General features: G+C 68.6%; 22 protein-coding genes and 2 pseudogenes. 11 read left to right on the top strand and 13 right to left on the bottom strand.

What is annotated here, in order from left to right; all coding sequences use genetic code 11:
- Positions 1 to 66: 66 nt before the first annotated feature.
- Positions 67 to 1,404 carry an MATE family efflux transporter gene (locus ABT114_RS06410; protein WP_351139200.1) on the bottom strand — a complete coding sequence of 446 codons (1,338 nt, stop codon included), beginning with the start codon at positions 1,402 to 1,404 and terminating at the stop codon, positions 67 to 69.
- A 459-nt stretch (positions 1,405 to 1,863) separates the two neighbouring features.
- Between ABT114_RS06410 and dnaB the strand changes: the two genes are divergently transcribed.
- Positions 1,864 to 3,342 carry a replicative DNA helicase gene (gene dnaB / locus ABT114_RS06415; RefSeq protein ID WP_351139202.1) on the top strand — a complete coding sequence of 493 codons (1,479 nt, stop codon included), beginning with the start codon at positions 1,864 to 1,866 and terminating at the stop codon, positions 3,340 to 3,342.
- Between the two features lie 58 nt (positions 3,343 to 3,400).
- On the top strand, positions 3,401 to 4,786 hold the full coding sequence (locus ABT114_RS06420) for a serine hydrolase domain-containing protein (RefSeq protein WP_351139204.1): 1,386 nt from the start codon (positions 3,401 to 3,403) through the stop codon (positions 4,784 to 4,786).
- Between the two features lie 76 nt (positions 4,787 to 4,862).
- Here ABT114_RS06420 and ABT114_RS06425 read toward each other — a convergent pair whose 3' ends face one another.
- Positions 4,863 to 5,315: a GNAT family N-acetyltransferase gene (locus ABT114_RS06425; RefSeq protein ID WP_351139206.1), complete on the bottom strand. Its 453-nt coding sequence runs from the start codon at positions 5,313 to 5,315 to the stop codon at positions 4,863 to 4,865.
- A 9-nt stretch (positions 5,316 to 5,324) separates the two neighbouring features.
- Positions 5,325 to 5,417: pseudogene (locus ABT114_RS06430) on the bottom strand (MarR family transcriptional regulator); the annotation flags it as partial.
- A 3-nt stretch (positions 5,418 to 5,420) separates the two neighbouring features.
- Between ABT114_RS06430 and ABT114_RS06435 the strand changes: the two are divergent.
- Positions 5,421 to 5,731: pseudogene (locus tag ABT114_RS06435) on the top strand (GlcG/HbpS family heme-binding protein); the annotation flags it as partial.
- A 68-nt stretch (positions 5,732 to 5,799) separates the two neighbouring features.
- Here the strand turns inward: ABT114_RS06435 and ABT114_RS06440 are convergent.
- On the bottom strand, positions 5,800 to 6,666 hold the full coding sequence (locus ABT114_RS06440) for a GNAT family N-acetyltransferase (protein ID WP_351139208.1): 867 nt from the start codon (positions 6,664 to 6,666) through the stop codon (positions 5,800 to 5,802).
- Between the two features lie 194 nt (positions 6,667 to 6,860).
- On the opposite strand from ABT114_RS06440, the gene ABT114_RS06445 reads away from it, so the two are divergent.
- Together ABT114_RS06445 and ABT114_RS06450 are read left to right on the top strand one after the other, a co-directional pair.
- Positions 6,861 to 7,493 (top strand): HAD family hydrolase, encoded by a 633-nt coding sequence (locus tag ABT114_RS06445; RefSeq protein ID WP_351139210.1) that lies wholly within the window; start codon positions 6,861 to 6,863, stop codon positions 7,491 to 7,493.
- A gap of 421 nt (positions 7,494 to 7,914) precedes the next feature.
- Complete coding sequence (locus tag ABT114_RS06450) at positions 7,915 to 9,564, top strand: globin domain-containing protein (RefSeq protein ID WP_351139212.1); 1,650 nt, start codon at positions 7,915 to 7,917, stop codon at positions 9,562 to 9,564.
- A 16-nt stretch (positions 9,565 to 9,580) separates the two neighbouring features.
- Here ABT114_RS06450 and ABT114_RS06455 read toward each other — a convergent pair whose 3' ends face one another.
- The 5 genes from ABT114_RS06455 to ABT114_RS06475 form a co-directional block, all read right to left on the bottom strand.
- On the bottom strand, positions 9,581 to 10,063 hold the full coding sequence (locus ABT114_RS06455; RefSeq protein WP_351139214.1) for an NUDIX domain-containing protein: 483 nt from the start codon (positions 10,061 to 10,063) through the stop codon (positions 9,581 to 9,583).
- Positions 10,064 to 10,151: 88 nt separating this feature from the next.
- Positions 10,152 to 11,057, bottom strand: a complete 906-nt coding sequence (locus ABT114_RS06460; RefSeq protein ID WP_351139216.1) for a LysR family transcriptional regulator — start codon at positions 11,055 to 11,057, stop codon at positions 10,152 to 10,154.
- A 225-nt stretch (positions 11,058 to 11,282) separates the two neighbouring features.
- Positions 11,283 to 12,452 (bottom strand): cystathionine gamma-lyase, encoded by a 1,170-nt coding sequence (locus tag ABT114_RS06465; RefSeq protein ID WP_351139218.1) that lies wholly within the window; start codon positions 12,450 to 12,452, stop codon positions 11,283 to 11,285.
- Positions 12,449 to 12,940 (bottom strand): low molecular weight protein-tyrosine-phosphatase, encoded by a 492-nt coding sequence (locus ABT114_RS06470; protein WP_351139220.1) that lies wholly within the window; start codon positions 12,938 to 12,940, stop codon positions 12,449 to 12,451. The genes ABT114_RS06465 and ABT114_RS06470 overlap by 4 nt, the downstream gene beginning before the upstream one ends.
- Positions 12,941 to 12,947: 7 nt before the next feature.
- The gene (locus ABT114_RS06475) at positions 12,948 to 13,328 is read right to left on the bottom strand and encodes a phage holin family protein (RefSeq protein WP_351139222.1); all 381 of its coding nucleotides are present in this window, start codon (positions 13,326 to 13,328) and stop codon (positions 12,948 to 12,950) included.
- Positions 13,329 to 13,388: 60 nt separating this feature from the next.
- Between ABT114_RS06475 and ABT114_RS06480 the strand changes: the two genes are divergently transcribed.
- The 4 genes from ABT114_RS06480 to ABT114_RS06495 all read left to right on the top strand — a co-directional run bounded on the left by ABT114_RS06480 (position 13,389) and on the right by ABT114_RS06495 (position 15,666).
- A complete protein-coding gene (locus tag ABT114_RS06480) occupies positions 13,389 to 13,706 on the top strand; it encodes a cupin domain-containing protein (protein ID WP_351139224.1) in 318 nt (105 codons plus the stop codon).
- Between the two features lie 145 nt (positions 13,707 to 13,851).
- Positions 13,852 to 14,064, top strand: coding sequence for a DUF5326 family protein (locus ABT114_RS06485; RefSeq protein ID WP_351139226.1), 213 nt, complete (start codon positions 13,852 to 13,854; stop codon positions 14,062 to 14,064).
- Between the two features lie 198 nt (positions 14,065 to 14,262).
- Positions 14,263 to 15,129, top strand: coding sequence for an IclR family transcriptional regulator (locus ABT114_RS06490; protein ID WP_351139228.1), 867 nt, complete (start codon positions 14,263 to 14,265; stop codon positions 15,127 to 15,129).
- 99 nt (positions 15,130 to 15,228) lie between these two features.
- Positions 15,229 to 15,666 carry an SsgA family sporulation/cell division regulator gene (locus ABT114_RS06495; RefSeq protein WP_351139230.1) on the top strand — a complete coding sequence of 146 codons (438 nt, stop codon included), beginning with the start codon at positions 15,229 to 15,231 and terminating at the stop codon, positions 15,664 to 15,666.
- 170 nt (positions 15,667 to 15,836) lie between these two features.
- Here the strand turns inward: ABT114_RS06495 and ABT114_RS06500 are convergent, their stop codons facing one another.
- The gene (locus tag ABT114_RS06500) at positions 15,837 to 17,390 is read right to left on the bottom strand and encodes a YibE/F family protein (protein ID WP_351139232.1); all 1,554 of its coding nucleotides are present in this window, start codon (positions 17,388 to 17,390) and stop codon (positions 15,837 to 15,839) included.
- A 240-nt stretch (positions 17,391 to 17,630) separates the two neighbouring features.
- Here ABT114_RS06500 and thiC point away from each other — a divergent pair, with 240 nt between their 5' ends.
- Positions 17,631 to 19,433, top strand: a complete 1,803-nt coding sequence (gene thiC / locus ABT114_RS06505; protein ID WP_351139234.1) for a phosphomethylpyrimidine synthase ThiC — start codon at positions 17,631 to 17,633, stop codon at positions 19,431 to 19,433.
- 81 nt (positions 19,434 to 19,514) lie between these two features.
- Here thiC and ABT114_RS06510 read toward each other — a convergent pair whose 3' ends face one another.
- Positions 19,515 to 19,997 carry a VOC family protein gene (locus tag ABT114_RS06510; RefSeq protein WP_502987716.1) on the bottom strand — a complete coding sequence of 161 codons (483 nt, stop codon included), beginning with the start codon at positions 19,995 to 19,997 and terminating at the stop codon, positions 19,515 to 19,517.
- Between the two features lie 131 nt (positions 19,998 to 20,128).
- Between ABT114_RS06510 and ABT114_RS06515 the strand changes: the two genes are divergently transcribed.
- Positions 20,129 to 21,013, top strand: a complete 885-nt coding sequence (locus ABT114_RS06515; protein WP_351139236.1) for a LysR family transcriptional regulator — start codon at positions 20,129 to 20,131, stop codon at positions 21,011 to 21,013.
- Between the two features lie 323 nt (positions 21,014 to 21,336).
- Here the strand turns inward: ABT114_RS06515 and ABT114_RS06520 are convergent, their stop codons facing one another.
- Positions 21,337 to 22,209, bottom strand: a complete 873-nt coding sequence (locus ABT114_RS06520) for a hypothetical protein (RefSeq protein ID WP_351139238.1) — start codon at positions 22,207 to 22,209, stop codon at positions 21,337 to 21,339.
- A gap of 181 nt (positions 22,210 to 22,390) precedes the next feature.
- A complete protein-coding gene (locus ABT114_RS06525) occupies positions 22,391 to 23,473 on the bottom strand; it encodes a metallophosphoesterase family protein (RefSeq protein WP_351139240.1) in 1,083 nt (360 codons plus the stop codon).
- Positions 23,474 to 23,603 lie beyond the last annotated feature (130 nt).

A 23,603-nucleotide genomic window follows, 5' to 3' on the forward strand; every position in this document is an offset into this window, starting at 1 on the left:
AGGGCGCCCGGAGCCGGCGGGGTAGCGAGCCTGTTTCACGTGAAACGTCGGTTTCACGTGAAACGGTCAGCGCGTGGCGCCCGTGACGATCCACCGCCCGGAGCGGGCGCGTAGCCAGAGGGTCAGCATTCGCACGGTCATCATCAACGTCATGGCTCCCCACAGCGCCGTGAGGCCACCGCCGAGAACCGGCACGAGTAGTGCGACCGGAGTGAAGACCACCAGGGTGAGCACCATCGCCCAGGCCAGATAGGGGCCGTCGCCCGCCCCCATCAGAACTCCGTCCAGAACGAAGACGATGCCGCAGATGGGCTGGGAGAGCGCCACCAGGAGGAGGGCGGGCAGGGCGGTGTCCTTGACCACCGTGTCGCTGGTGAACAGTGGCAGGAAGAGCGGTCGGGCGATCACCACGAGCACGCCGAGCACGAAGCCGGTCGCGATCCCCCACTGCACCATGCGACGGCAGGCTTCACGGGCGCCCTCGGCATCGTCGGCGCCGAGGTAGCGGCCGATGATGGCCTGCCCCGCGATGGCGATGGCGTCCAGGGCGAAGGCCAGCAGGCTCCACAGGGACAGGATGATCTGGTGCGCCGCGATGTCGGCGTCCCCGAGGCGGGCCGCAACTGCCGTGGCGATCATCAGGATCGCCCGCAGGGAGAGTGTGCGGACCAGCAAGGGCACGCCGGCCTGTGCGGAGGCCCTGATCCCGGCGGCGTCGGGGCGCAGCGAGGCGCCGTGCTTGCGGGCTCCGCGGACAACCACCACAAGGTAGGCCACGGCCATGCCGCACTGGGCGATGACGGTGCCCCACGCGGAGCCCGCGATGCCGAGGTCGGCGCCGTAGACGAGGCCCGCGTTCAGGGCGGCATTGGCGACGAAGCCCGCGATGGCGACGTAGAGCGGCGTCCTGGTGTTCTGCAGACCGCGCAGGACTCCGGTGGCGGCGAGCACGACGAGCATGGCAGGGATGCCCAGCGACGAGATACGCAGATAGGTAGTCGCGTACGGAGCGGCTGTATCCGAGGCGCCGAAGATTTCCACGAGGGCCGGAGCGGAGGGCAGGACGGTGGCGATGACAACGGCTCCGAGCAGCAACGCCAGCCAGATGCCGTCCATGCCCTGGCGGATGCCCGCCTGGAGGTCGCCGGCGCCGACGCGGCGGGCCACGGCCGCTGTGGTGGCGTAGGCGAGGAAGACGAAGACGCTGACGGCCGTTGTGAGAAGGGCCGAGGCGACGCCGAGTCCGGCGAGTTGTGCCGTGCCCAGATGGCCGACGATCGCGCTGTCGGCCATGACGAAAAGCGGCTCGGAGACGAGTGCGCCGAAGGCCGGGAGGGCCAGCGCGACGATCTCGCGGTCGTGCGGTCGCCGGGTGGCCCTGGGGGGCGCGGGAGCCTGTGTCATGAGCACCAATCTAATCGTCCACAGGTAAGAGATGCAATGCGAGAGGGACCCTTACTCGGCTTCTTGTCGTGTGGACTTTCGCGCACCGTTCGAAGCGATCTTGATCCGACCGGGAAAGTTTTTCTTCTGCACAGCCAGTGGAAGGGGAAGCTGCAGGTCAGGGCACTCCGATCCGAGGGGGTGGGAGCTTGTTCACAGGCCTGTCCACCGTGTCGTGCACAGGTTTTGCGGAGTTCTCCACAGCATCCGGCCCGTCGTCCACATGGCCTGTGGATAACCAGATTGGCTGACGGTGCCGACAGGCCTACCGTGGTCCGGCGCCCGCTCCGCCCGTCGGCCGTGGAACCATCACAAAACCGACGCGGCAGAACCGGAGAAGGGCCTCTTATTTGTCAGTGCCGTGCCGTAGAACAGAGGGGCACGGTGAGGTCCGCTCCGCGGACGGGAGGAGGTGGCTCGGTGAGTATTTCCGAGCCCTTGGACGATCCGTGGGCCGACAGTGGTCCGAGTGATCGTCTGCCCGCCGCCCGTCGACGTGGCGAGGGGGGCCGGGGCCGAGGCGAACAGCACGACCGTGGCCGGGACGACGGCGAGTGGGACGGCGGGGGTACGTCCTTCGAGCGTGTACCGCCGCAGGACCTGGACGCCGAGCAGTCCGTCCTCGGCGGCATGCTCCTGTCCAAGGACGCCATCGCCGACGTCGTGGAGGTCCTCAAAGGCCACGACTTCTACAAGCCCGCGCACGAAAAGATCTTCCAGGCGATCCTGGACGTCTACGCCAAGGGTGAGCCGGCCGACCCCATCACCATCGCCGCCGAACTCACCAAACGCGGCGAGATCAACAAGGTCGGCGGCGCTTCCTATCTGCACACGCTCGTCCAGACGGTGCCGACGGCGGCGAACGCCGAGTACTACGCGGAGATCGTTCACGAGCGAGCGGTGCTCCGCCGCCTCGTCGAGGCCGGTACGCGGATCACGCAGATGGGATACGCGGCCGACGACGACGTCGACGAGATCGTCAACCGCGCCCAGGCCGAGATCTACGCGGTCACCGAGCAGCGCACGAGCGAGGACTACCTGCCGCTCGGCGACATCATGGAGGGCGCACTCGACGAGATCGAGGCGATCGGCTCCCGCAGCGGCGAGATGACCGGTGTGCCCACCGGCTTCACCGACCTCGACTCGCTCACCAACGGCCTGCACCCGGGCCAGATGATCGTCATCGCCGCGCGTCCCGCCATGGGTAAGTCCACCCTCGCGCTGGACTTCGCCCGGGCCGCGTCGATCAAGCACAATCTGCCGAGCGTCATCTTCTCTCTCGAAATGGGACGCAACGAGATCGCGATGCGTCTGCTGTCCGCCGAGGCCCGTGTCGCCCTGCACCACATGCGCTCCGGCACCATGACGGACGAGGACTGGACACGACTGGCACGTCGGATGCCCGAGGTGTCGTCCGCGCCGCTCTTCATCGACGACTCCCCGAACCTGTCGATGATGGAGATCCGTGCGAAGTGCCGTCGGCTCAAGCAGCGCAACGACATCAAGCTCGTGATCATCGACTATCTGCAGCTGATGCAATCCGGTGGGTCCAAGCGCTCCGAGAGCCGTCAGCAGGAGGTCTCCGACATGTCCCGTAACCTCAAGCTCCTCGCCAAGGAGCTGGAGGTTCCGGTGATCGCGCTCTCCCAGCTCAACCGTGGTCCCGAGCAGCGCACGGACAAGAAGCCGATGGTCTCCGACCTGCGTGAGTCCGGCTCCATCGAACAGGACGCCGACATGGTGATCCTGCTGCACCGTGAGGACGCCTACGAGAAGGAGTCGCCGCGCGCCGGCGAGGCGGACATCATCGTGGGCAAGCACCGTAACGGCCCGACGGCGACGATCACGGTGGCTTTCCAGGGCCACTACTCGCGATTCGTGGACATGGCGCAGACCTGATCGGGGTCTCCGGCGAAATGCACTCGACGCAGGGTGCCGGGCCGGGTGGACTGGGCCCATGACGTCTTCTCACGAACAACTGCTTCCTGGTACGCGACGTGCGCTGCTCCACCGGATCGCCGTGGCCCAGACCGAGGGGCGGGCGCCGTCGCTGGTCGCGGCGGTGGTACGGGACGGGCAGGCCGTGTGGCACGGCGCCCGGACCTCGGTGGACGGGCATGCGCCGGACGAGCACGTGCAGTACCGGATCGGCTCGATCACCAAGACCTTCACCGCCGTTCTTGTCCTGCGGCTGCGTGACGCAGGCGTGCTCGACCTGGGTGATCCGCTGGAGAAGCATCTGCCGGGCACCGGCGTGGGTGACGCCACCATCGCCGACCTGCTCGCCCACACGAGCGGGCTCGCGGCCGAGTCGCCCGCGCCGTGGTGGGAGCGCACCCCGGGATCACTGCGGCCCGAACTCGCCGATGTGCTGGGTGAGCGGCCTTCCCTGCATCCTGTCGGCCGTCGGTTCCACTACTCGAACCCCGGTTACACCTTGCTGGGTGCGCTGGTGGAGGAGCTGAGGGGTGCCCCATGGGAGGACGTTCTTCGGCGGGAAGTGCTCGAACCCCTGGACCTGGACCGGACGAGCGTGCGACCGCAGTCGCCCCATGCGGGCGGGTGGGCCGTACACCCGTGGGCCGACGCGCTGCTGCCCGAGCCCGTGCAGGACCTCGGGCGCATGGCACCGGCCGGCCAACTGTGGTCCACGACAGGTGACTTGGCCCGCTTCGCCGTCTTCCTGGCCCAGGGTGACGACCGGGTGCTGAGCGCCGAAACCGTGCGGGAGATGCGGACGCCGGCGGCACCGGCCGAGGCCGCGGACGTGGCGGACGGTGTCAGCTACGGTCTCGGCATCCAGATCCAGCAGCGGGACGGGCGGCTGCTCGTCGGTCACTCCGGTTCTCTGCCGGGCTTCCTCGCGAACCTCACCATCAGTGTGGCGGACGACGTTGCCGCGGTGGTGCTGGCCAACTGCACCTCTGGGACGCTGCTGGGCGCTGTGGGTGCCGATCTCGTCCGTATCGTCGCCGAGGCCGAGCCGCGGATCCCCGCGCCTTGGCGGCCGTTGGCCGAAGTCGATCCGGAGGTTCTGGAGTTGGCGGGGCAGTGGTACTGGGGGACCCATGCCTTCGCGCTGCGGTTGACGGCCGACGGGCTGGCCTCGCTGGAGCCGCTGTCCGGCAACGGCCGACGCTCGCGGTTCCGGGCGAACGGCGACGGCACCTGGACGGGGCTGGAGGGCTACTTCGCCGGAGAGCTCCTGCGGGCCGTACGGCGCCCGGACGGGTCCGTGGACCACCTGGACCTCGGGTCGTTCGTGTTTACGCGTCAGCCGTACGACGAGGAGGCCTCGGTGCCCGGCGGGGTGGACCCCGACGGATGGCGAGGCATCAAGTAAGGCTGCCAGTGCTCCGCCCGTGACGCGTCGACGATGGAGGCGCCTTGTTTCACGTGAAACAGGGCGCTTCTGACGTTCAGAGCTGGAGCTTGAAGCCCACGTGCGACGCCGTGAAGCCGAGTCGCTCGTAGAAGCGGTGGGCATCCGTGCGGGAGTTGTCGGATGTCAGCTGCACCAACTGGCAGGCTTGGCGCCGGGATTCGTCGACCGCCCACTCGATGAGTTGCGTTCCCAGGCCGCTGCCGCGCTCGTCGGCGTGGATCCGTACGCCTTCGATGATCGAGCGGGCGGCACCTTTGCGGGAGAGCCCGTGGACGACCGTCAGTTGAAGGGTGCCGATCACGCGGCCTTCACGTACCGCCACGACCAGATGCTGGTTCGGATCCGCGCTCAGGCGCTCCAGCGCTGCGAGATACGGGGTCAGGTCGTCCGGTGACTCCCGCTGGGCGCCCAGCGGATCGTCCGCGAGCATCGCGACAATCGCCGGGATGTCGTCCGTGGTGGCGGGCCGTATCTCAAGATCTCCCATGCCCGCACCTTATGCGGGCACGGTCAGCGACTCCACGACCCGGACCAGCGGTGCAAGCTCGGGATTCTTCGTGGCCTCGTCGAGCGCCTCACGCAGGGAGGCTTCCTGGACGCCGGTGGCCATCTCCTTGCCTTCCGGCGGGACGACCGGGCCGTGCTGATCTCCGGGGAGACGAGCACTCGCAAGGCGTACACGGGCTCCAGCTCGACGCCCCCACCGCCGACCTCGTCGACGCCGTGCAGCCCGGAGGCCTCTTCCACACCCTGCCCACCGCACTCGACCGGCCGCTGCTGTTCATCGCGGGTGGCGTGCCCGTGCGCCGCGACGGCCGTCTGATCGGCGCGATCGGGGTCGGCGGTGGCGCACCGGAGCAGGATCACGGCTTCGCCACGGCCGCCGTGGAGGCGCTTGCCTGACGTCGCCGTCCAGAGCAGGAAGCGCCGGTTCCCTACGGGGGACCGGCGCTTTCGTCGTGAGGCGGTGGTCAGCCCGCCGCCACCGTCACGGGAGCGAACCGCCGGTTCCAGTCACCCGGCAGTTCCGGGATGCCGTACGTCATGACCGCATTGAAGGCGACGGACGTAAAGCCCCGCTCCTTCATCCACGCCAGCAGCCCCTCGTGTCGTACGTCGATGTCGGTCCGCAGCGGGCGGTCGGAGTGGGCGGCGAGGGAGGCGACAAGGGCTTTGGCCGTCTCCGTGTCACGGGCGATCAGCGGACCCACCACGTGGGTGTCCATGTTGGGCCAGACGGCCGCGTAACCGATGATCCCGCCGTTCTCCACTGCTACGCGCAGCCGGTCCGCGAAGGCGGGCAGACGCGTGACGATGTGCGTGCGATCGAGGCCGAACACCTCCTCGTCAAGGCGGAGGATCGCGGGCAGGTCCTTGGCGGTGGCCGCACGCGTCGCGATGCCGGACTGCGTCCCACCGGGCGTGAAGTGCCCACGCACCATCTCAGCCCGAGCGGTGACCTTGAAGCCCAGTTCCTCGTACAGCGGACGACCGTTCGGTGTCGCGTGGAGGGTCAGTGGGGTGGGGGCCATCGCGGAGACGACGTGGCGCATCAGCCGACGCCCGACGCCCTGGCGGGCGTGCCGGTCGGCGACCAGCACCATGCCGATGGCCCCCAGATCGGGTCGGTCCGGCGGACCGTACTCGGTGACCACACAAGCGGCGACGAGACCGCCGTCAGGGTCGTCGATGCCGTAACCCTTTCCGGCCGTGAGCAAGAAACCCCACTTGTGCTCCTCCCGGGGCCACCCCCGGTCCTCGGACAAGTCGGCGCAGGCGGGGAGATCGCGAAGCGTCAGACGACGGACGGGGAGAGTGGCGGGGGAAGGAGTTGGCACGCAGGTCAGGCTGTCTGACCGGTGCCCTCGGCGTCCACCTGTTTCGGGGGAGACGCACGTGCTTTTGGCCATGTCGTGGCCAACAGCACAGTACGCGGACAGGTATGGGGTGTTTCACGTGAAACACCGGCGAACGGTAGGCGTCTGATGGCCTCACCCAGGGCTGACAGGGCATCCCACTAACCTCGGGGCTCATGGCGAGACTTCATCTCTTCGATCTCGATGGCACGTTGCTGCACGGCACTTCCGCTCCGGTGGAGATCTCACGGCAACTCGGACTCGAAGCCGAGACCATGGCGCTGGATCTGGCGATCTCGGCGGGGCGGATCGGCCCGCCGGAGTATGCGACGCAGGTACACGCGCTCTGGACGCATCTCACCGAGTCGCATGTGACGGCGGCCTTCGAGGGGGCGCCGTGGCTCACTCGCATCCGCGAGGTCTGGGCGGCGATCAGACAGAAGGGCGACTACTGCGCCGTCGTGTCACTCTCACCGTCTTTCTTCGTGGAACGGCTTCTGGGCTGGGGTGCCCACGCTGCGTACGGGTCACGTTTTCCAGCGATTCCTTTCACCGAGCCCGTGGATCCGGCCGGAGCTCTCAATGCCGCGGCCAAGGTGCAGATCGCCGACCGGCTCTGCAAGGAGTTCGGAGTGACACGGTCCGACTGTGTCGCGTACGGCGATTCGATGTCGGACAGGGACCTGTTCGGCGTGGTGTCCGTCTCGGTCGCGGTCAATGGGGACAGTCATCTGTCCGGTCTCGCGACCCACTCCTACGAGGGGAAAGATCTGTGGGATGCCTATGAATTGGTGTGTGGCGCCCGGTAATTGACGAATTCGTGGTTCACCCGACACAGTCGCCTGTCCCGGGTGAGGACGGGACTTGTGCGCGGAGCGGTGCCCGGTAGGGTCGACTCCGGTTCGCGCCGGTTTCACTCCGGCGCGGGGTGCACACACCCTGTGCGGGCCGACCGCAGGGCAACGCAGCCTAAGGGAACGGAGAGATCGAAGACCCGTATTTTCGGCTATGCGACTGGGCCGACCGCACGGAGTGGGACGCTGCCGTGTGTACTGCGGCTCATGTCACACTCTCGCCCTACTTGTCGGGGCGGAGCAGGATTACGGGCTGAATGTGGCCGCATTGGTTGCGGCACGAACAGGAACTGCAAGCCGTCTACGGGGAAGCCAGGCATCTTCCGACTGAGGAAGTGCGCAGACCGACCGAAAGATGTTCGAGGCGAGGCACACCATGGACGCTCCGACCACCGCGTCGGCCGACAACGGCACTTCCGGAGGCGGGGGCGGCTGGTTCACCCCGCGCAAGCAGCCGGAGTCGGCTCCGGGCAGCGAACGGGAGACGACCGAGGGCAGCCGCCTGGCCGCGATGCGCCCGATGGGCCGAACCCAGGCGTCCCCCGCCGGCGGCGAACCGCCGACGGAGGACGTGGAACGCAACGCCGACCGCGCGGCAGCACCGGCCGACCCCCGAATACGGTCGGCGGAGGATGTGTCACCCGCCGACACGCGGATGGCACCAACAGGCGCCGCACCGCACTCCGCCACCTGGACACCGCCTGCCGCGCCAGCACCCGCGGAAGCCCCGTCGGCGCCCGCTGAAGCATCGGCTGCCCCGACCATGGCTCCGGCTCCGGCTGCTTCGGCCGAGACGCCCGCCGCACCGACCGGAGCGCCGCCCACGCCCGTCGAAGCCCCGCCCGCCCCGGCCGAAGCCCTGTCCGCTGAGCGTCGTGTGCCCGTTCAGCGGACCGCAGCCGACGAGAAGGCGTCCCCGGACGCCATCCTCATCCGCCGCACCATGACCGAGGTCGCACCCGTGGCCGACAAGGTCACCTCGTATTTCTACGCGCTGCTCTTCGTACGCCACCCCGACCTGCGCTCGCTGTTCCCGGCCGCCATGGACACCCAGCGCGACCGGCTGCTGAAGGCGCTCCTCACCGCCGCCGAGCACATCGACAACGCACCCGTCCTCGTCGACTACCTGCAGAACCTCGGCCGGGGCCACCGCAAGTACGGCACGCGGGCCGAGCACTACCCGGCCGTCGGCGAGTGCCTCATCGGCGCGCTCAACAAGTACGCCTCCGCTGTCTGGGACGCTGAGACGGAGGCGGCCTGGGTCCGGGCGTACACGACGATCTCCCAGGTCATGATCGACGCGGCGGCCGTGGACGAACTGCGCGCCCCGGCCTGGTGGTACGCGGAGGTCGTCTCGCACGACCTCAGAACCCCGGACGTCGCGGTCGTCACCGTCCGCCCGGACCAGCCCTATCCGTTCCTCGCCGGGCAGTACGCCAGCCTGGAGACGCCCTGGTGGCCCAGAGTGTGGCGGCACTACTCCTTTGCCTCCTCGCCCCGCTCCGACGGACTGCTGACGTTCCATGTGAAGGCGGTCCCCGCGGGCTGGGTCTCCAACGCCCTGGTGCACCGCGCCCGGCCCGGCGACATCATCCGTCTTGGCCCGCCGGCCGGCTCGATGACCGTCGACCACACCACCGCCAGCGGACTGCTATGCCTCGGCGGCGGAACCGGCATAGCTCCCATCAAGGCGCTGGTCGAGGATGTCGCCGAACACGGCGCACGCCGACCGGTCGAGGTGTTCTACGGCGCCCGCACCGGCCACGACCTGTACGACATCGACACGATGCTCAGGCTCCAGCAGTCCCATCCCTGGCTCTCCGTGCGCACTGTCGTCGACCAGCAGGCGCACCTCCAGCTTCCCGACGCGATCCGCGCCTACGGCCCCTGGAACGAGTACGACGCCTACCTGTCGGGCCCGCCCGGAATGATCCGCAGCGGTGTGGACGCGCTCAGGGACATCGGAATCCCGTCGGAGCGGATACGTCACGACTCGGTGGAGGAGCTCGTCGTCGCCGGGACCTGACTCGGTCACACGGGTGTCAGCCCAGGTCGGGGGCGTGCATGGCACGTACGCCCTCGATGTTGCCGTCCAGGTAGTGCCGCAGCGACAGCGGCACCAGGTGAACGGAGGCGATCCCGACCCGGGTGAACGGCACCCTGACGATCTCGTATTCGCCGGCGGGCTCGTCCACCTCGGGGCCGTGCCGCAGGGCCGGGTCCATCGACCCCAGCCGGCAGACGAAGAAGTGCTGCACCTTCACTCCGGTCGCGCCGCCGTCCGCGCCGATGTGTTCGACGGTGTCCACGAAGCAGGGCACGACATCGGTGATCTTGGCGCCGAGCTCCTCGTACACCTCGCGGTGCAGGGCGTCGACGACAGTCGTGTCCTCCGGCTCCACCCCGCCACCGGGCGTGACCCAGTAGGGATCCACACCAGGCTTGGTGCGCTTGATCAGGATCAGGTCGTCGCCGTCCAGGAGAACGGCTCGGGCGGTGCGCTTGACCACGGGTCGGACGGTCATGGGAGAAATGTGGCCCGGTTGGTTCCACGTGAAACATCGCGAAACGTCATTGAGCGAGCCCTCCCCGTGACATCGCGGAAGATCCGGCTCAGCACCAGTCGGTGGCGGCCCGCTGCAGCCACTCGTGGGCCCGCGCGATGTGCGGCATCGCCAGAGTTCCGGTGCGGACCACAAGGAAGTAGGTCCGCAGTGGTGCCACCGCGGGTTCGTGCAGCGCGATCACGTCACCGCGTTCCAGGGCGGGGGCGCAGAGATAGCGCGGCAGCACCGCGAGCCCGGCGCCCGCGCACGCACAGGCGAGGACGGCACGCAGGTCGGGGACGACGACGGTGCCCGAGGTGGCGGGCCGGGAGTCGAAGACGGAGGCCCAGTAGCGGGAGACGAAGGGCAGCGACTCGTGGACCTCGACGACGGGGAGGTTTTCCAGGGCGGGTGCGCCCTTGCGGTGCAGCTTCCCGGACCCGATCCGCTCGGCCCAGTGCGGGGCAGCGACCAGGACATGCTCCTCGTCGCAGAGCGGAGTCGCAGTGAGCAGGGCGCCGCGCGGACGCGCCGTGCTGATGGCCAGATCATGATGGCCGGCTGCCAGCCCCTCGAGGGTCTCCTCGGCATTGCCGAAGGAGGCGCGCAGGGTGAGGCCCTGACCGTCGTGGCCGGTCAGCTCCGTGAGTGCCGGCAGGGCCCGCTCGGCGGTGAACTCCGGGGGCCCGGCCAGGTGCAGGGTGCGTAAGGAGGACTCGTCGTCCAGCCCGGTTTCGGTGATCTCCACCAGGGCGTCGAGATGGGGTGCGGCCTTGTGGGCGAGTTCGTCGCCGATGGTCGTCGGCGTCACCCCACGGGCCTGCCGCAGGAACAGGGGACGGCCCACTTGCCGTTCCAGGGCGCGGATCTGGGAGGTGACGGCCGGCTGGGAGAGTCCGAGCAGGGCTGCGGCGCGGGTGAAGGAGCCGGCGCGGTGCACGGTCACGAAGGTGCGCAACAAGGCGAGATCCACGCCACGCCCTCCCCTCTCGCTGCCCTGCTCCAGGCCCCGGCCGGCCCCAACTATAAATATGTCGATAGGTCTCTGTCGCTACTGTGATTGGACACTGACACAGAGTCAACTAGCCTTGTTCGCGCGGTTCTCGGCGCGCGGAACCGGGGACGGTCCGAGCCACGAGGGGGGAGGCTCGGACCGTCCGTTGTACGTAGCGGGACACCGGCGGCGTCCGTAAATCGGTCAGTCTGCCGACTCCTCCAGCGCACGCAGCACATCCGCCACCAGGTCCGCGGGATCCTCGGCACCGACCGACAGGCGAATGAAACCTTCCGGCACGGCGTCGCCACCCCAGCGCCCGCGCCGCTCGGCCGTGGAGCGCACCCCGCCGAAGCTCGTCGCGTCGTCCACGAGCCGCAGCGCGTCGAGAAAACGGTCGGCACGCGCGCGCGTGGGCAGCGTGAACGACACCACGCACCCGAAGCGCCGCATCTGCTGCGAAGCGATCTTGTGCGACGGGTCGTCGGGCAGCCCCGGATAACGCAGCCCGGTCACCTCGGCCCGCTCCCGCAAGGCCTCGGCGAGGGTGAGAGCGGTGGCGTTCTGCCGGTCGGCGCGCAGCTGGAGCGTGGCGATCGAACGGTGCGCGAGCCAGGCCTCCATGGGCCCGGGGATCGCCCCGACGATCTTGCGCCAGCGGCGTACGCCAGCCATGACCTCGGCGTCGCGGCCGGTCACATAGCCCAGGAGGATGTCGCCGTGCCCGGTGAGCTGCTTGGTCCCGCTGGCCACCGAGAAGTCGGCACCGAGTTCCAGCGGGCGCTGCCCCAGGGGCGTCGCGAGGGTGTTGTCGACGGCTACCAGGGCACCACGCGCGTGTGCCGCCTCGACCAGCCGTCGGATGTCGCACACGTCGAGCCCCGGGTTCGACGGGGACTCGATCCACAGCAGCCTGGCGCCGTCGAGGACGTCGAGCTGGGCGTCGCCTCCGGTCGGGGCGGTGCGCACCTCGATGCCGTACGCCTCCAGCTGGGAGCGCACCAGGGGCAGCACCTGGTAGCCGTCGCTGGGCAGGACGACCGCGTCGCCCGCGCGCAGCTGGGAGAACAGCACCGAGGAGATGGCGGCCATGCCTGAGGCGAAGACGAGCGTCTCGACGCCGTCCTCGCCCGGAGCCTCCAGCTCCCCGATGGCCCGCTCCAGAAGCGTCCAGGTCGGGTTCTCGTCGCGGCCGTAGGTGTACGGGCCCGTGGGGTCGCCCGGCAGGTGGAAATGGGCGGCGAACACCGGCCCCGGCAGCGTCGGCTCGTGCTTGACCGGCTCCGGCAGCCCAGCCCGCACCGCACGCGTCCCGTCACCCGCGCTGCGACCATCCGCCGTACCGCTTCGCCTGTCCTTGGCAGAGTCGCTCATGCTGTCCGTCCTTCCACATGTTCACGTACCGCGGCGAGCAGCCCGGTGCTTGCCGCCTCCACCATCTCAAGGCACTCCTCGAAGCCGTCCATGCCCCCGTAGTACGGGTCCGGGACGTCGAGGTCGTCGTCGGCGGCAGGGTCGTACGAACGCAGCAGCCGTACCTTCCGAGCGTCCTCCTCGGTGGGCGCGAGGCGGCGCAGCACCTTGAGATGGCCGGAGTCGAGGGCGATCACCAGGTCGAGGCGGGAGAACCAGGACGCCTGAAACTGCCGGGCCGTGTGACCGCTGTCGTAGCCGTTGTCCTCGAGGACGGCGACAGTACGTGGGTCCGCGCCGTCGCCCTCGTGCCAGCCGCCGGTGCCGGCACTGTCGACCTCGACCCGGTCGTCGAGCCCGGCCTCCGCCACGCGCGCGCGGAAGACGGACTCGGCCATCGGCGAGCGGCAGATGTTGCCGGTGCACACGAAGCAGACGCGGTAGGTCATCGCGAGCTCAGCCCTTGCCGTCGGGCAGGACGACGTTGAGGGCCCAGGAGACGATCGAGATGATCAGGCCGCCGACGACGGCCGTCCAGAAGCCCTCGACGTGGAAGCTCAGGTCGAGCTTGTCGCACACCCACGAGGTCAGCAGCAGCATCAGCGCGTTGACGACGAGGGTGATCAGGCCGAGCGTGAGGATGAACAGCGGGAAGGTCAACACCTTCACGACCGGCTTGACCAGGAAGTTCACCAGGCCGAAGACCAGGGCGACGAGGATCAGCGTGCCGACCTTCTTGCCCGTGCTGCCACCGGTCAGGGTGATCTTGTCGAGCAGCCACACGGCGACCGCCAGGGCACCCGCGTTGGCGATCGTCTTGACTACGAAATTCTTCATGTGTCTGATCGTGGCAGAAGAGATCAGATACGAGCAGTGGGGCGAGGGCGGACAAGAGCGATGAAGGCATTCCGGCTGGACGAACTGGAGGCGGAGCGCGCCGCCAACGATGGCGCCTACCTGCAGTTTCTGCGGGAGCGGCACATGTCGGTCGGCCTTTACGCGCTCGATGCCGGCGGTCATGATGCACAGACTCCGCACAATCAGGACGAGGTGTACTTCGTGGTGAGCGGCCGCGCCTCGATCACCGTCGGCCTGGAGACGACCCAGGTGGCGCGCGGCAGCGTGGTGTACGTGCCGGCCGGAGTCGCCCACAAGTTCCACCACATCAGCGAGGACCTCAGGGTCCTGGTGGTCTTCTCTCCGCCCGAAGCCTGACGCCCGCCTCGGGGTTCCCTAGGGGAACGGTCAGGGGAGGACAGGGGGTGCGAGGCCCCCGCCGGACCCCTTCCCGGCCCTAGCATCGAGGCAGGACATCAACAGGTCCCGGAACAACCGGGCGAAGAAGCAAAGGACGAGGGCGATGCGAGAGATCTTCGCGGGGCTACCGTGGTGGGTGAAGTGGATCGCGGTGCCGGTCATCGCCCTGTTCGTGTTCGGCAGCGTCATAGCCACGGTCGTCGGCATCGTGATCGGCCTGCTCTTCAAGGCGCTGATCTTCGTGGCCCTGGTCGGCGGACTGGTCTATGTCGTACGGAAGTTCACGTCGAGCTCTTCGTCGCGCAACGACTGGTGAGGGAACGGGCACTCGGGGATCGGTAACAGGAATCACCGGTTCCCTCGGGCGAGGGAAGTTTTCCGGGCAGCCCGTCTGCGAGCGGTGGCAGACGGATAAAGTCCGGAACTCGACGCGGGGAAGACCCCCGCGAGCGGCGTACGCCCCCCACCCGTGTGCCCCCGCACGGGCTGCCCCCTCGCGCAACGGGAGTGACCCTTGGCCACCGTTGACACCGCATCCGCAGATCCGCACGCACCCCCCACACGGTTGCGTTCCGCCACCCCTCTGGTACAGCGTCCGCCCACCACGTCGGTTCCCGAGCAGCCGCACTCCACAACAACCACCCTGATCGGATCGGTGCAGCGCGCGATGCGCCTGCTGGAATCCGTCGCTGCGCACGAGCACGGAGCCCCGGCCAAACAACTGGCCCGCGAGACCGGACTCGCCCTCCCCACGGCCTACCACCTGCTGCGCACCCTCGTGCACGAGGGCTATCTGCGCCGCGACAAAGGGCTGTTCTTCCTCGGCGAAGCGGCCGAGCGGCTGAGTAGCAGCGGGGCGGCGCAGAAACGTCGCAGCACGGTCGTCGACGCGCTCGCGCAGTGGCGCGATTCCATCGGTGTGCCCGTGTACTACGCCGTGTACCGCGAGGGCGAGATCGAGGTCATGTGCGTCTCCGACACCCCGGGCAATCCGGCTGTCGAGGAGTGGGCCGACTTCCGTGAGACGGGGCACGCGCATGCCATCGGGCAGTGTCTGCTGTCCCAGTTGGACGACGACGCCCGTCGCGACCATCTGGACCGCTATCCCGTGCAGTCCCTCACCCCGTACACGGTGCGTGACAATCACACCCTGCTGCGGCGGCTGGAGCGGATGCGGCGGATGGGACCGGTGACCGAGCGTCAGGAGTACGCGCTGGGAACGGTGTGCGCGGCGATTCCGATCACGCTGGGTGCGACGGCCGCGACGATGGCCATTTCGCTGCCTTGTCATCAGGCCGACCGGCTGCTCCCCGCCGTGCAGCAGTTGCAGGCCGGGATCGGACGTCTGCTGGGGTCACTCGCGCTCTCTATCAGCATCTGAAAAATCACTCCTTGTGATCTGCCGTGTACGTTCAGCAAGATGCCACCAAATGTCAGGGGTTCATTCCCGGCCAGTCGACGGCATATGACGGGGTAGGCGATGCGCGAGTCCGTACAGGCAGAGGTCATGATGAGCTTTCTCGTGTCCGAGGAGCTCTCCTTCCGCATCCCGGTGGAGCTGCGTTACGAGTCCTGTGATCCGTACGCCGTGCGGCTGACCTTTCACCTTCCCGGCGACTCCCCGGTGACCTGGGCCTTCGGGCGGGAGCTCCTGATCGACGGGGTGGGCCGGCCGTGCGGCGAGGGGGATGTACGGGTCTCGCCCGTCGAACCCGACTCGCTGGGCGAGGTCCTGATCCGGCTTCAGGTCGGGGTCGACCAGGCGCTGTTCCGCTCGTCTACCGCACCCCTCGTGGCATTCCTCGACCGCACTGACAAGCTGGTGCCGCTGGGCCAGGAGGGCTCCCTCGCCGACTTCGACGCCCACCTCGACGAGGCCCTGGACCGCATCCTGGCGGAGGAGCAGAGCGCGGGCTGAAGCGTTACGGCGCTGAGGGCGTCGGACGCTTCAGCGCCGGCGTGGGGGCGTGCAGGAACGCTTCTGTGAGGCCGGGCCGGGATGTTTCCGTGCCCCGGATGGGGACGTTTGGGTGACGGGGGCCGAGGCGTTCGGGTGATGCTGGGCGTACGTCTGACACCGGGCCTACATCAGCGCTTGCGGCGTCGGCCCCGTCCGCCGTGTGCCGGAGCCGGCTGGGCTCCCGTCGGTGCCGTCGCGACGGCATTTTCCGGGCCCGGCCGGTCGGCCGCGACCACCAGCGCCGCGAGCGCGGTGGTAACCGGCACCGACGCGACCAGGCCGATCGAGCCCACCAGCGTGCGCACAATCTCCTCCGCGACCAGCTCGCTGTTGGCGACCGTCCCGACGCTGCTCTGCGCGATCGAGAACAGGAGCAGCAGCGGCAGCGCCGCACCCGCATAGGCGAGGACGAGCGTGTTGACGACGGACGCGATGTGGTCGCGGCCGATGCGGATGCCCGCGCGGTACAGCCCACGCCAGCCCATCGACGGATTGGCCTCGTGCAGCTCCCAGATCGATGATGTCTGTGTCACCGTCACGTCGTCGAGGACACCGAGCGAACCGATGATGATGCCGGCGAGCAGCAGACCGCTCATGTCGATCGACGGATACAGACCGTGGATCAGGCCGGTGTTGTCGTCGGTGTTGCCGGTGAGCGAGGCCCAGCCGATGAACAGCGAACCGAGGACGCCGATCAGGATCAGTGAGATCAGGGTGCCGAGCACCGCCACGGACGTACGGGCTGACAGGCCATGGCACAGATACAGGGCGATCAGCATGATGGCGCTCGACCCCACCACCGCCACGACCAGCGGGTTCGAGCCCTGCAGGATGGCGGGCAGGATGAAGAAGTTCAGGATCAGGAAGCTGATGGCCAGCGCGACCAGCGCCATGACGCCCCGCAACCGACCGACGACCACGACGGCGAGTGCGAAGATGCCCGCGAGCACCGTCATCGGGATCCGACGGTTGACGTCGGTGACCGAGTACTGCAGGTCCTTCGGTGCGGAGGGCTCGTAGGCGACCACGACCTTCTCACCCTGGTGCAACTGCCGTGACTGGTCCGGCTGGACGATCTCGGTGAACGTACGGCCCTTGTCCGAGCCGGTGTCGACCCGGATCGTCGCCTTCTTGCAGGTGCCGTTCGCCTCCTGTTGGGCGGATGAGTTCTCGGCGGTCGAGGTGTCGCCGGTCGGGGTGCCCCCCGAGGCGTTCACCGACGTGCAGCTCACGCTCTCCACCTCGGCGACCGTGGCCTGCTGGGTCTGCCGGTCGAACCCGACCCCGGTGCGCTCGTGCGCCGGGGTACCACCAGGCCACAGCACCACGAGTCCCACCACCACCGCCGCCGCGAACGGTACGAGGATCGCCGCGATGACCTTGCGCAGGTGCTTGGATACGGGAGCGGCCGGGCCGTGGCTGTGTGAATGACCGTGCTCGCCACCGGATCCAGGACTGTGCCCGAAATCTGAGCCCGAACCGTGACCGCCGGGCCCGGGTCCGGGCCCTTGCCCCGGACCCTGCCGGTGCCCGTTCCCCAGCCCGTGCCCATGTCCGTGGTTGTGCCCGTCGCCAGAACCACCGCCGTGCACTGGGCCGTTGTGGTGTCCGCTGCCGTGGCCGGCGCTGGGTCCGCGAGGAGGCTCGGGCGGTGGGTACGGGGCCTCGTGTGTCGTGGTCACCGACCGATCATCGCAAGAGCGGCAGAGGCCCACTGTTCACCGCGCCACAAATGACGCTAGCGTGGAGGCACCTTTGCACACGCGGGAGCTCGGAGCACCGGGCTGAGAGGGCGCTGACGTCCGTCTCGCGATGTTTCACGTGGAACGAGTGGTGTTTCACATGAAACGTCTGCCGACGGAAACTGCTGCGTCGACCGCCGAACCTGTTACCGGGTAATGCCGGCGTAGGGAGTAGGTCTCATGACCAACAAGGACGCACGCACGCCTGCCTCCGTTCCGGGCGAACAGCCCCAGGAGGCCGGGAAATCGCTCGGCTGGCACAAGGCGTACGTCGAGGGCTCACGCCCCGATCTGCGGGTGCCGGTCCGGCAGGTGCACCTCACCAACGGGCAGTCGGTCACGCTGTACGACACGTCGGGCCCGTACACCGATCCACTGCTCGGCACTGATGTCCGCAGGGGTCTGCCGCCGGTGCGGGACAACTGGATCACCGCCCGCGGCGACACCGAGGAGTACGCGGGCCGTCCCGTGCGCCCCGAGGACGACGGAATCAAGCACACCTCGCCGCGCGGCGGTCTGCGTAACCTCGACGCGGTCTTCCCCGGGCGACCGCGCCTGCCCCGCCGCAGCCGCGACGGCCAGGCCGTCACCCAGCTCGCCTATGCGCGCCGCGGCGAGATCACGCCCGAGATGGAGTTCGTGGCCATCCGGGAGAACGTGGCGCCGGAAGTGGTCCGTGAGGAGATCGCTGCCGGCCGGGCCGTGCTGCCCGCGAACGTCAACCACCCGGAGATCGAGCCGATGATCATCGGCAAGCGGTTCCTGGTGAAGGTCAACGCCAACATCGGCAACTCCGCGGTGACCTCCTCCATCGAGGAGGAGGTCGAGAAGATGACCTGGGCGACCCGTTGGGGCGCCGACACGGTCATGGACTTGTCCACCGGCCGCAACATCCACACCACTCGCGAGTGGGTGCTGCGTAATTCCCCCGTCCCCATCGGCACGGTGCCGCTCTACCAGGCCCTGGAGAAGGTCGACGGCAAGGCTGAGGAGCTGACCTGGGAGATCTACAAGGACACGGTCGTCGAACAGGCTGAGCAGGGCGTGGACTACATGACCGTCCACGCGGGCGTCCGGCTGCCGTACGTGCCGCTGACGGCCAACCGCAAGACCGGCATCGTCTCGCGCGGCGGCTCGATCATGGCGGCCTGGTGCCTCGCGCACCACAAGGAATCGTTCCTGTACGAGAACTTCGAGGAACTGTGCGAGATCCTCGCCACCTACGACGTCACGTACTCGCTCGGCGACGGCCTCAGGCCGGGATCTATCGCGGACGCCAACGACGCGGCTCAGTTCGCGGAGTTGCGGACGCTCGGGGAACTCAACCGGATCGCGAAGCGTTTCAGTGTTCAGACGATGATCGAAGGCCCGGGCCACGTCCCGATGCACAAGATCAAGGAGAACATCGACCTTCAGCAGGAGATCTGCGATGAAGCTCCGTTCTATACGCTCGGCCCGCTGACGACGGACGTCGCGCCGGCGTACGACCACATCACCTCCGGCATCGGTGCCGCGATGATTGCCTGGTGGGGCACGGCGATGCTCTGCTACGTCACGCCCAAGGAACACCTGGGCCTGCCCAACCGTGACGACGTCAAGACCGGCGTCATCACCTACAAGATCGCCGCCCACGCAGCCGACCTCGCCAAGGGGCACCCAGGTGCGCAGGAATGGGACGACGCGCTGTCCGACGCCCGCTTCGAGTTCCGTTGGGAGGACCAGTTCAACCTCGCCCTCGACCCTGACACGGCACGGGAGTTCCACGACGAGACTCTGCCGGCAGAGCCCGCCAAGACGGCCCACTTCTGCTCGATGTGCGGGCCGAAGTTCTGCTCCATGAAGATCAGCCAAAGCATCACAGAGCGGTTCGGTGGTGCTGCGACAGAGGGGGCGTCTCCCGAGGACATCGCTGAGGGGATGCTCCAGAAGTCGAAGGAGTTCGCGGCGAGCGGTAACAGGGTGTACCTGCCCATGGCGGACTGACGCGGCCAAGCGGCCGACTGAGCGCGTTCCGAGGCTCCCGGTCCGGGGTGTGGCCCACCCGGACCGTGAGCCCGAGCGCGGTCAGGCTGCGGCGTCCTGCGGGTACCAGCGGAGTTCCACGGTGTTGCCGTCCGGGTCCTGGACATAGACCGACGTGGCGGTGCCGCGTGCGCCGAAGCGCTCAACGGGGCCTTCGAGGACCGTGAAAGTCCCCGACTTGATGAATTCGTCCCAGTCCAGCGGTTCCACGGTGAGACAGATGTGGTCGACGTTGGACTCTCCCCGAGGGCGGCTGACCAGGTCGATGATGGTCTCAGGGGCGATCCTTACCGATGGGAACGGGATTTTGCCGGCCCGCCACTCGGCCACGCGTACCGGGTCCAGACCGAGGAGCCCGGCGTAGAAGTCCAGGGAGCGCTCGACATCCCCGACGTTGAGGACCAGATGGTCGAATGCCTTCACCTTCGGCAGGGCGGCATCGGTGACGGGGCGCACCTTCTCGCCGGCTTCCCGCAGGTCGCCGTCGAGCTCGGCCGGGTAGGTGGTGGTGTCCGAGGCGTTCATGGTGGCTTCCTTGGATGGTGGAGGGCAGGCGGACGCCTTTTACCATCCACTGGGAGAAATCCGCCATCAAGGCACGATCGGAATACGATCGTTGAGCCTGATTAAACGACGGGGGGATCGTGCTGGAGCGGGTGGAGATCGAGATCTTTCTGACGCTTGCCGAGGAGCTGCACTTCGGCCGTGCCGCCGAGCGCCTGCACGTCACAACCGGGCGGGTGAGCCAGGTGATCAAGAAGCTTGAACGGCGGATCGGTGGCGTGCTGTTCGAGCGGACCAGTAGAACCGTTCGACTCACCGCGATAGGGCGGCAGTTGGCTGATGACCTGGTGCCGTTGGTCGCCGGGATGGCGGACGCTCTGCGAAGAGCCGCCGACGCCAGCCGTGGTGTCACGGGAGAACTGCGGGTCGCCTTCCTCGGCGAATGGACGGCACCTGCACTCCTGAAAGCGGTCGCTCTGTTCAGCGAACGACACCCCGACTGCAGGGTCGATGTAAGGGAGGTTCAGCTGTCCAACTCCCGTGCGAGTCTGCTTGACGGCTCGGTTGACGTCCTCATCGCCTCGTACCCGTTCGACGGAATGGCCCGTGGGCCAGTACTGCTGTCGGAGAAGCGGGTACTCGCCGTTGCTGCCGGGCATCCGCTCGCCGGCGAGGAGTCGGTGTCGCTCGAAGTGCTCGCGGAACACCCCGTGGTGCAGTACCCGGAGGTGACCTCAGTGGCGTTCAAGCGGGATCGCACACCGGACCACACCCCGTCGGGCAGGCTGGTTCCGAAGGGGCCGGCCGGGGGTTCGTTCTCCGAGATGCTCACGCTGGTTGCGATGGGCAGGGGCGTCCTTCCGGTCGGAGAACATGCCCGCCGTTACTACCCTCGACCGGACGTTTCCTATGTGCCCATCCACGACGCACAGCCGATCGAACGAGGGCCGGTTTGGCTGGAGGGGAACACCACAGAGCGCGTCCGCGAGTTCGTACGGGCCGCGACGGACGCCACCGAGAAGCTGCCGTCCGCATGAGCGTGCACCGCTCGGCACGCGACGGTGGCGATAGGCCGAGCAGCGACGTGCCTCGGTGTAGCTGCCGATCGCGGACTGACGGCCGTGGCGGTCCCGGGCGCCGTGACTTTCGGGGCCGTCCGGCACGCGTGGTCCTGGCTTGAGCACCGTCGCCCGCGGGCCGGTGCGGAGGCTCGGACCGCGGTGCGGTGCGGGGCAGGGGGAACCGGATGTGCAGGTGGCCGTCGCCCGTGTCCTGTCTGGCGCCCGTGTATGGGTCCGTCGCTGGTGCGGTGGCCGGTTGCCCGGCCTGCGCCTCCCCTGCGGGGGCGCAAGCCGAGGGACTATTCCGGCTGGTGCTCCGGTCCGCCGAAGTCCGGGCTGGTGAAGTCCGGGCTCGAGTAGCTCGGGCGCGGGCCCGCGGCCGGGCCGTCGTCGGGGCTGGTGAAGCCCGGACGGTCGTAGCCGAGGCGCGGCATGCGACCCGTCGGCGTAGGCGGGGGCGTACGCCGCCCGGCGGCTGTCGTGCCGGGCTGGGCGAGTGCCTCCCGCAGGAAAGGCAGAATGCCCCGCTCCAGCAGAGCCTCGCGCCAGGCTTCCCGGGCCCGGGCCACTTCCTCGTTCAGCTCGGCTTGCGGTCCGGTCTCGAGCGAGGGCCGGTTGTGCAGTGCGGTGAGCAGCAGCCCGACGGTGGCGACGAGAATCGCGGCCGCCGTCATGGCGCCGAACACCCATCCGGCGGTGATCATGGTCTGGGCGAACGCCGGTTTGGGGTCGAGCATCTTCAGCAGGTAGCCCACGAGCAGGAAGATCGCCGCGGCGGTTCCGGCGAGGACGGGGGCCAGGACCGCGACGACCGCGACGGCGCCCGCGCCGGCGGTCTCGGCGACCTCTCCCATGGTGGCAGCGAGCCCCATTGCGCCCGCGCCCGGCTCCGCGGAGCCGGATTCGGGCACGGACGACGACGGGGTGGACGGCGCCGGCTGGCGCAGTTCCTCGCGGACCTTCACGTAATGCTGGTACTCGGTCGCCGCGGCCGCCGTGATGAGTGCGGTGGCGTTGAGCGCCATGGTGCGCAGCTGTTCGGAGTTGAGCCGCTGTCCGACAGCGGCCAGTTCCGGGCGGTTTGGTGCGGAGCGCAGCGCCTCACCGAGGATCCGCTCGTACTCCTGGCGGTCCTCGCTCAGCAGGTGCTGCGGAACGCTGTTCATGTGCATCCCCCGATGCTCCGTAGGGCTTGAGGCTCGCATGGCGACGAGCCGTCGGGCAGAAACGGAGGGGAGCCTGCTACGGATAAGCCGATAGTAGAGCGGCTACGGCTCAGGGTGACAGGGGGTTTCAAGAATTGGGTGCTGGCCTGCACGGACCCCGACGGCCGGACATATGTCCGGTGAACGTTCAGGCAGTCAGCGGCAGTTGCTGGACCAGCAGTTTTCCGGCCATGGTCACGCCGCCGTCCATCGCGATGGCCAGACCTTCGGCGTAGACGTGCGGGCCGTCGACCACGGGACCGGTGTCGTCCTCGTCGTCTTCGGAGCCGACCTCGCCCAGCAGGTAGGGAATCGGGCTGTGGCCGTGAACGATGCGGGTGCCGCCATACGTATCGAGCAGGGAGCGCACGGCGTCGGCGCCGCCCTCGTCGCGGAAGGAGAAGCGCTTGGTGAACTTGCGGAACAGGTCCCAGACCTCGTCCGGGTCGTTGCGGGTGAGGGTCTCGCGGATGGTGTCGTTGACCGCCTCGATCGAGTCGCCGTAGTCGAGATAGGCGGTGGTGTCCGAGTGAACGAGCAGGTGGCCGTCGACCGCCTCGACGGCGTCGAGGCGGGCCATCCACTGCAGGTGGTGGTCCTGGAGGCGGTCCATGTCGGTCTTCTGGCCGCCGTTGAGCAGCCAGGCCGCCTGGAAGGTGGCGGTGCCCGCGCCGGAGTTGACGGGGGTGTCGCCGAACCGCTTGGCGCCGAGCAGCAGCAGTTCGTGGTTGCCCATGAGGGCCTTGCAGTAGCCGCCGGCCGCGGCGGCCTCGGCGGACAGCCGCATCACGAGGTCGATGACGCCGATGCCGTCCGGCCCGCGGTCGGTGAAGTCGCCGAGGAACCACAGCCGCGCGGTGCCCGCGCACCACTGGCCCGCCGAGTCGATCAGGCCCTGTGCCTGGAGGGCAGCCACCAGCTCGTCGAGATAGCCGTGCACGTCGCCGACGACGTACAGCGGGCCCGGGCCGACTGCGGGCTGCGGGACCGCGGCGGCCGCCGCCTCGGCGGCCACCTGAAGGGTGTCACCCCGGTTGATGACGGGCAGGTCGCGCTGGGTGGGCGTGTACTCCTCGGGGAGCTCCACCGGATCCTCGACGGGGGTGACGGCCTCGCCGGGGTGGGTGTTGTGGGCGTACGGACCGGTCTCATGGACGTACGCGGGTACCCGGAAGTCGCGCAACGTCGCCGTCCGTTCCACCTCGGGTCCCTGACCGGCCCCCTGAGTCATCAGACCCCTCCACCATCGCGCCGCATCTGCACCTTTTCGGACTGCCTGGTCGCAGCGGCCCGGGGTGCCGTGGGCCCATCATAGGAATGCGGATCGGGCCGTGTGATGACCCAGGGGTGGTGAATCAGAG

The organism is Streptomyces sp. NPDC002088, assembly GCF_040296605.1.
Classification (GTDB): domain Bacteria; phylum Actinomycetota; class Actinomycetes; order Streptomycetales; family Streptomycetaceae; genus Streptomyces.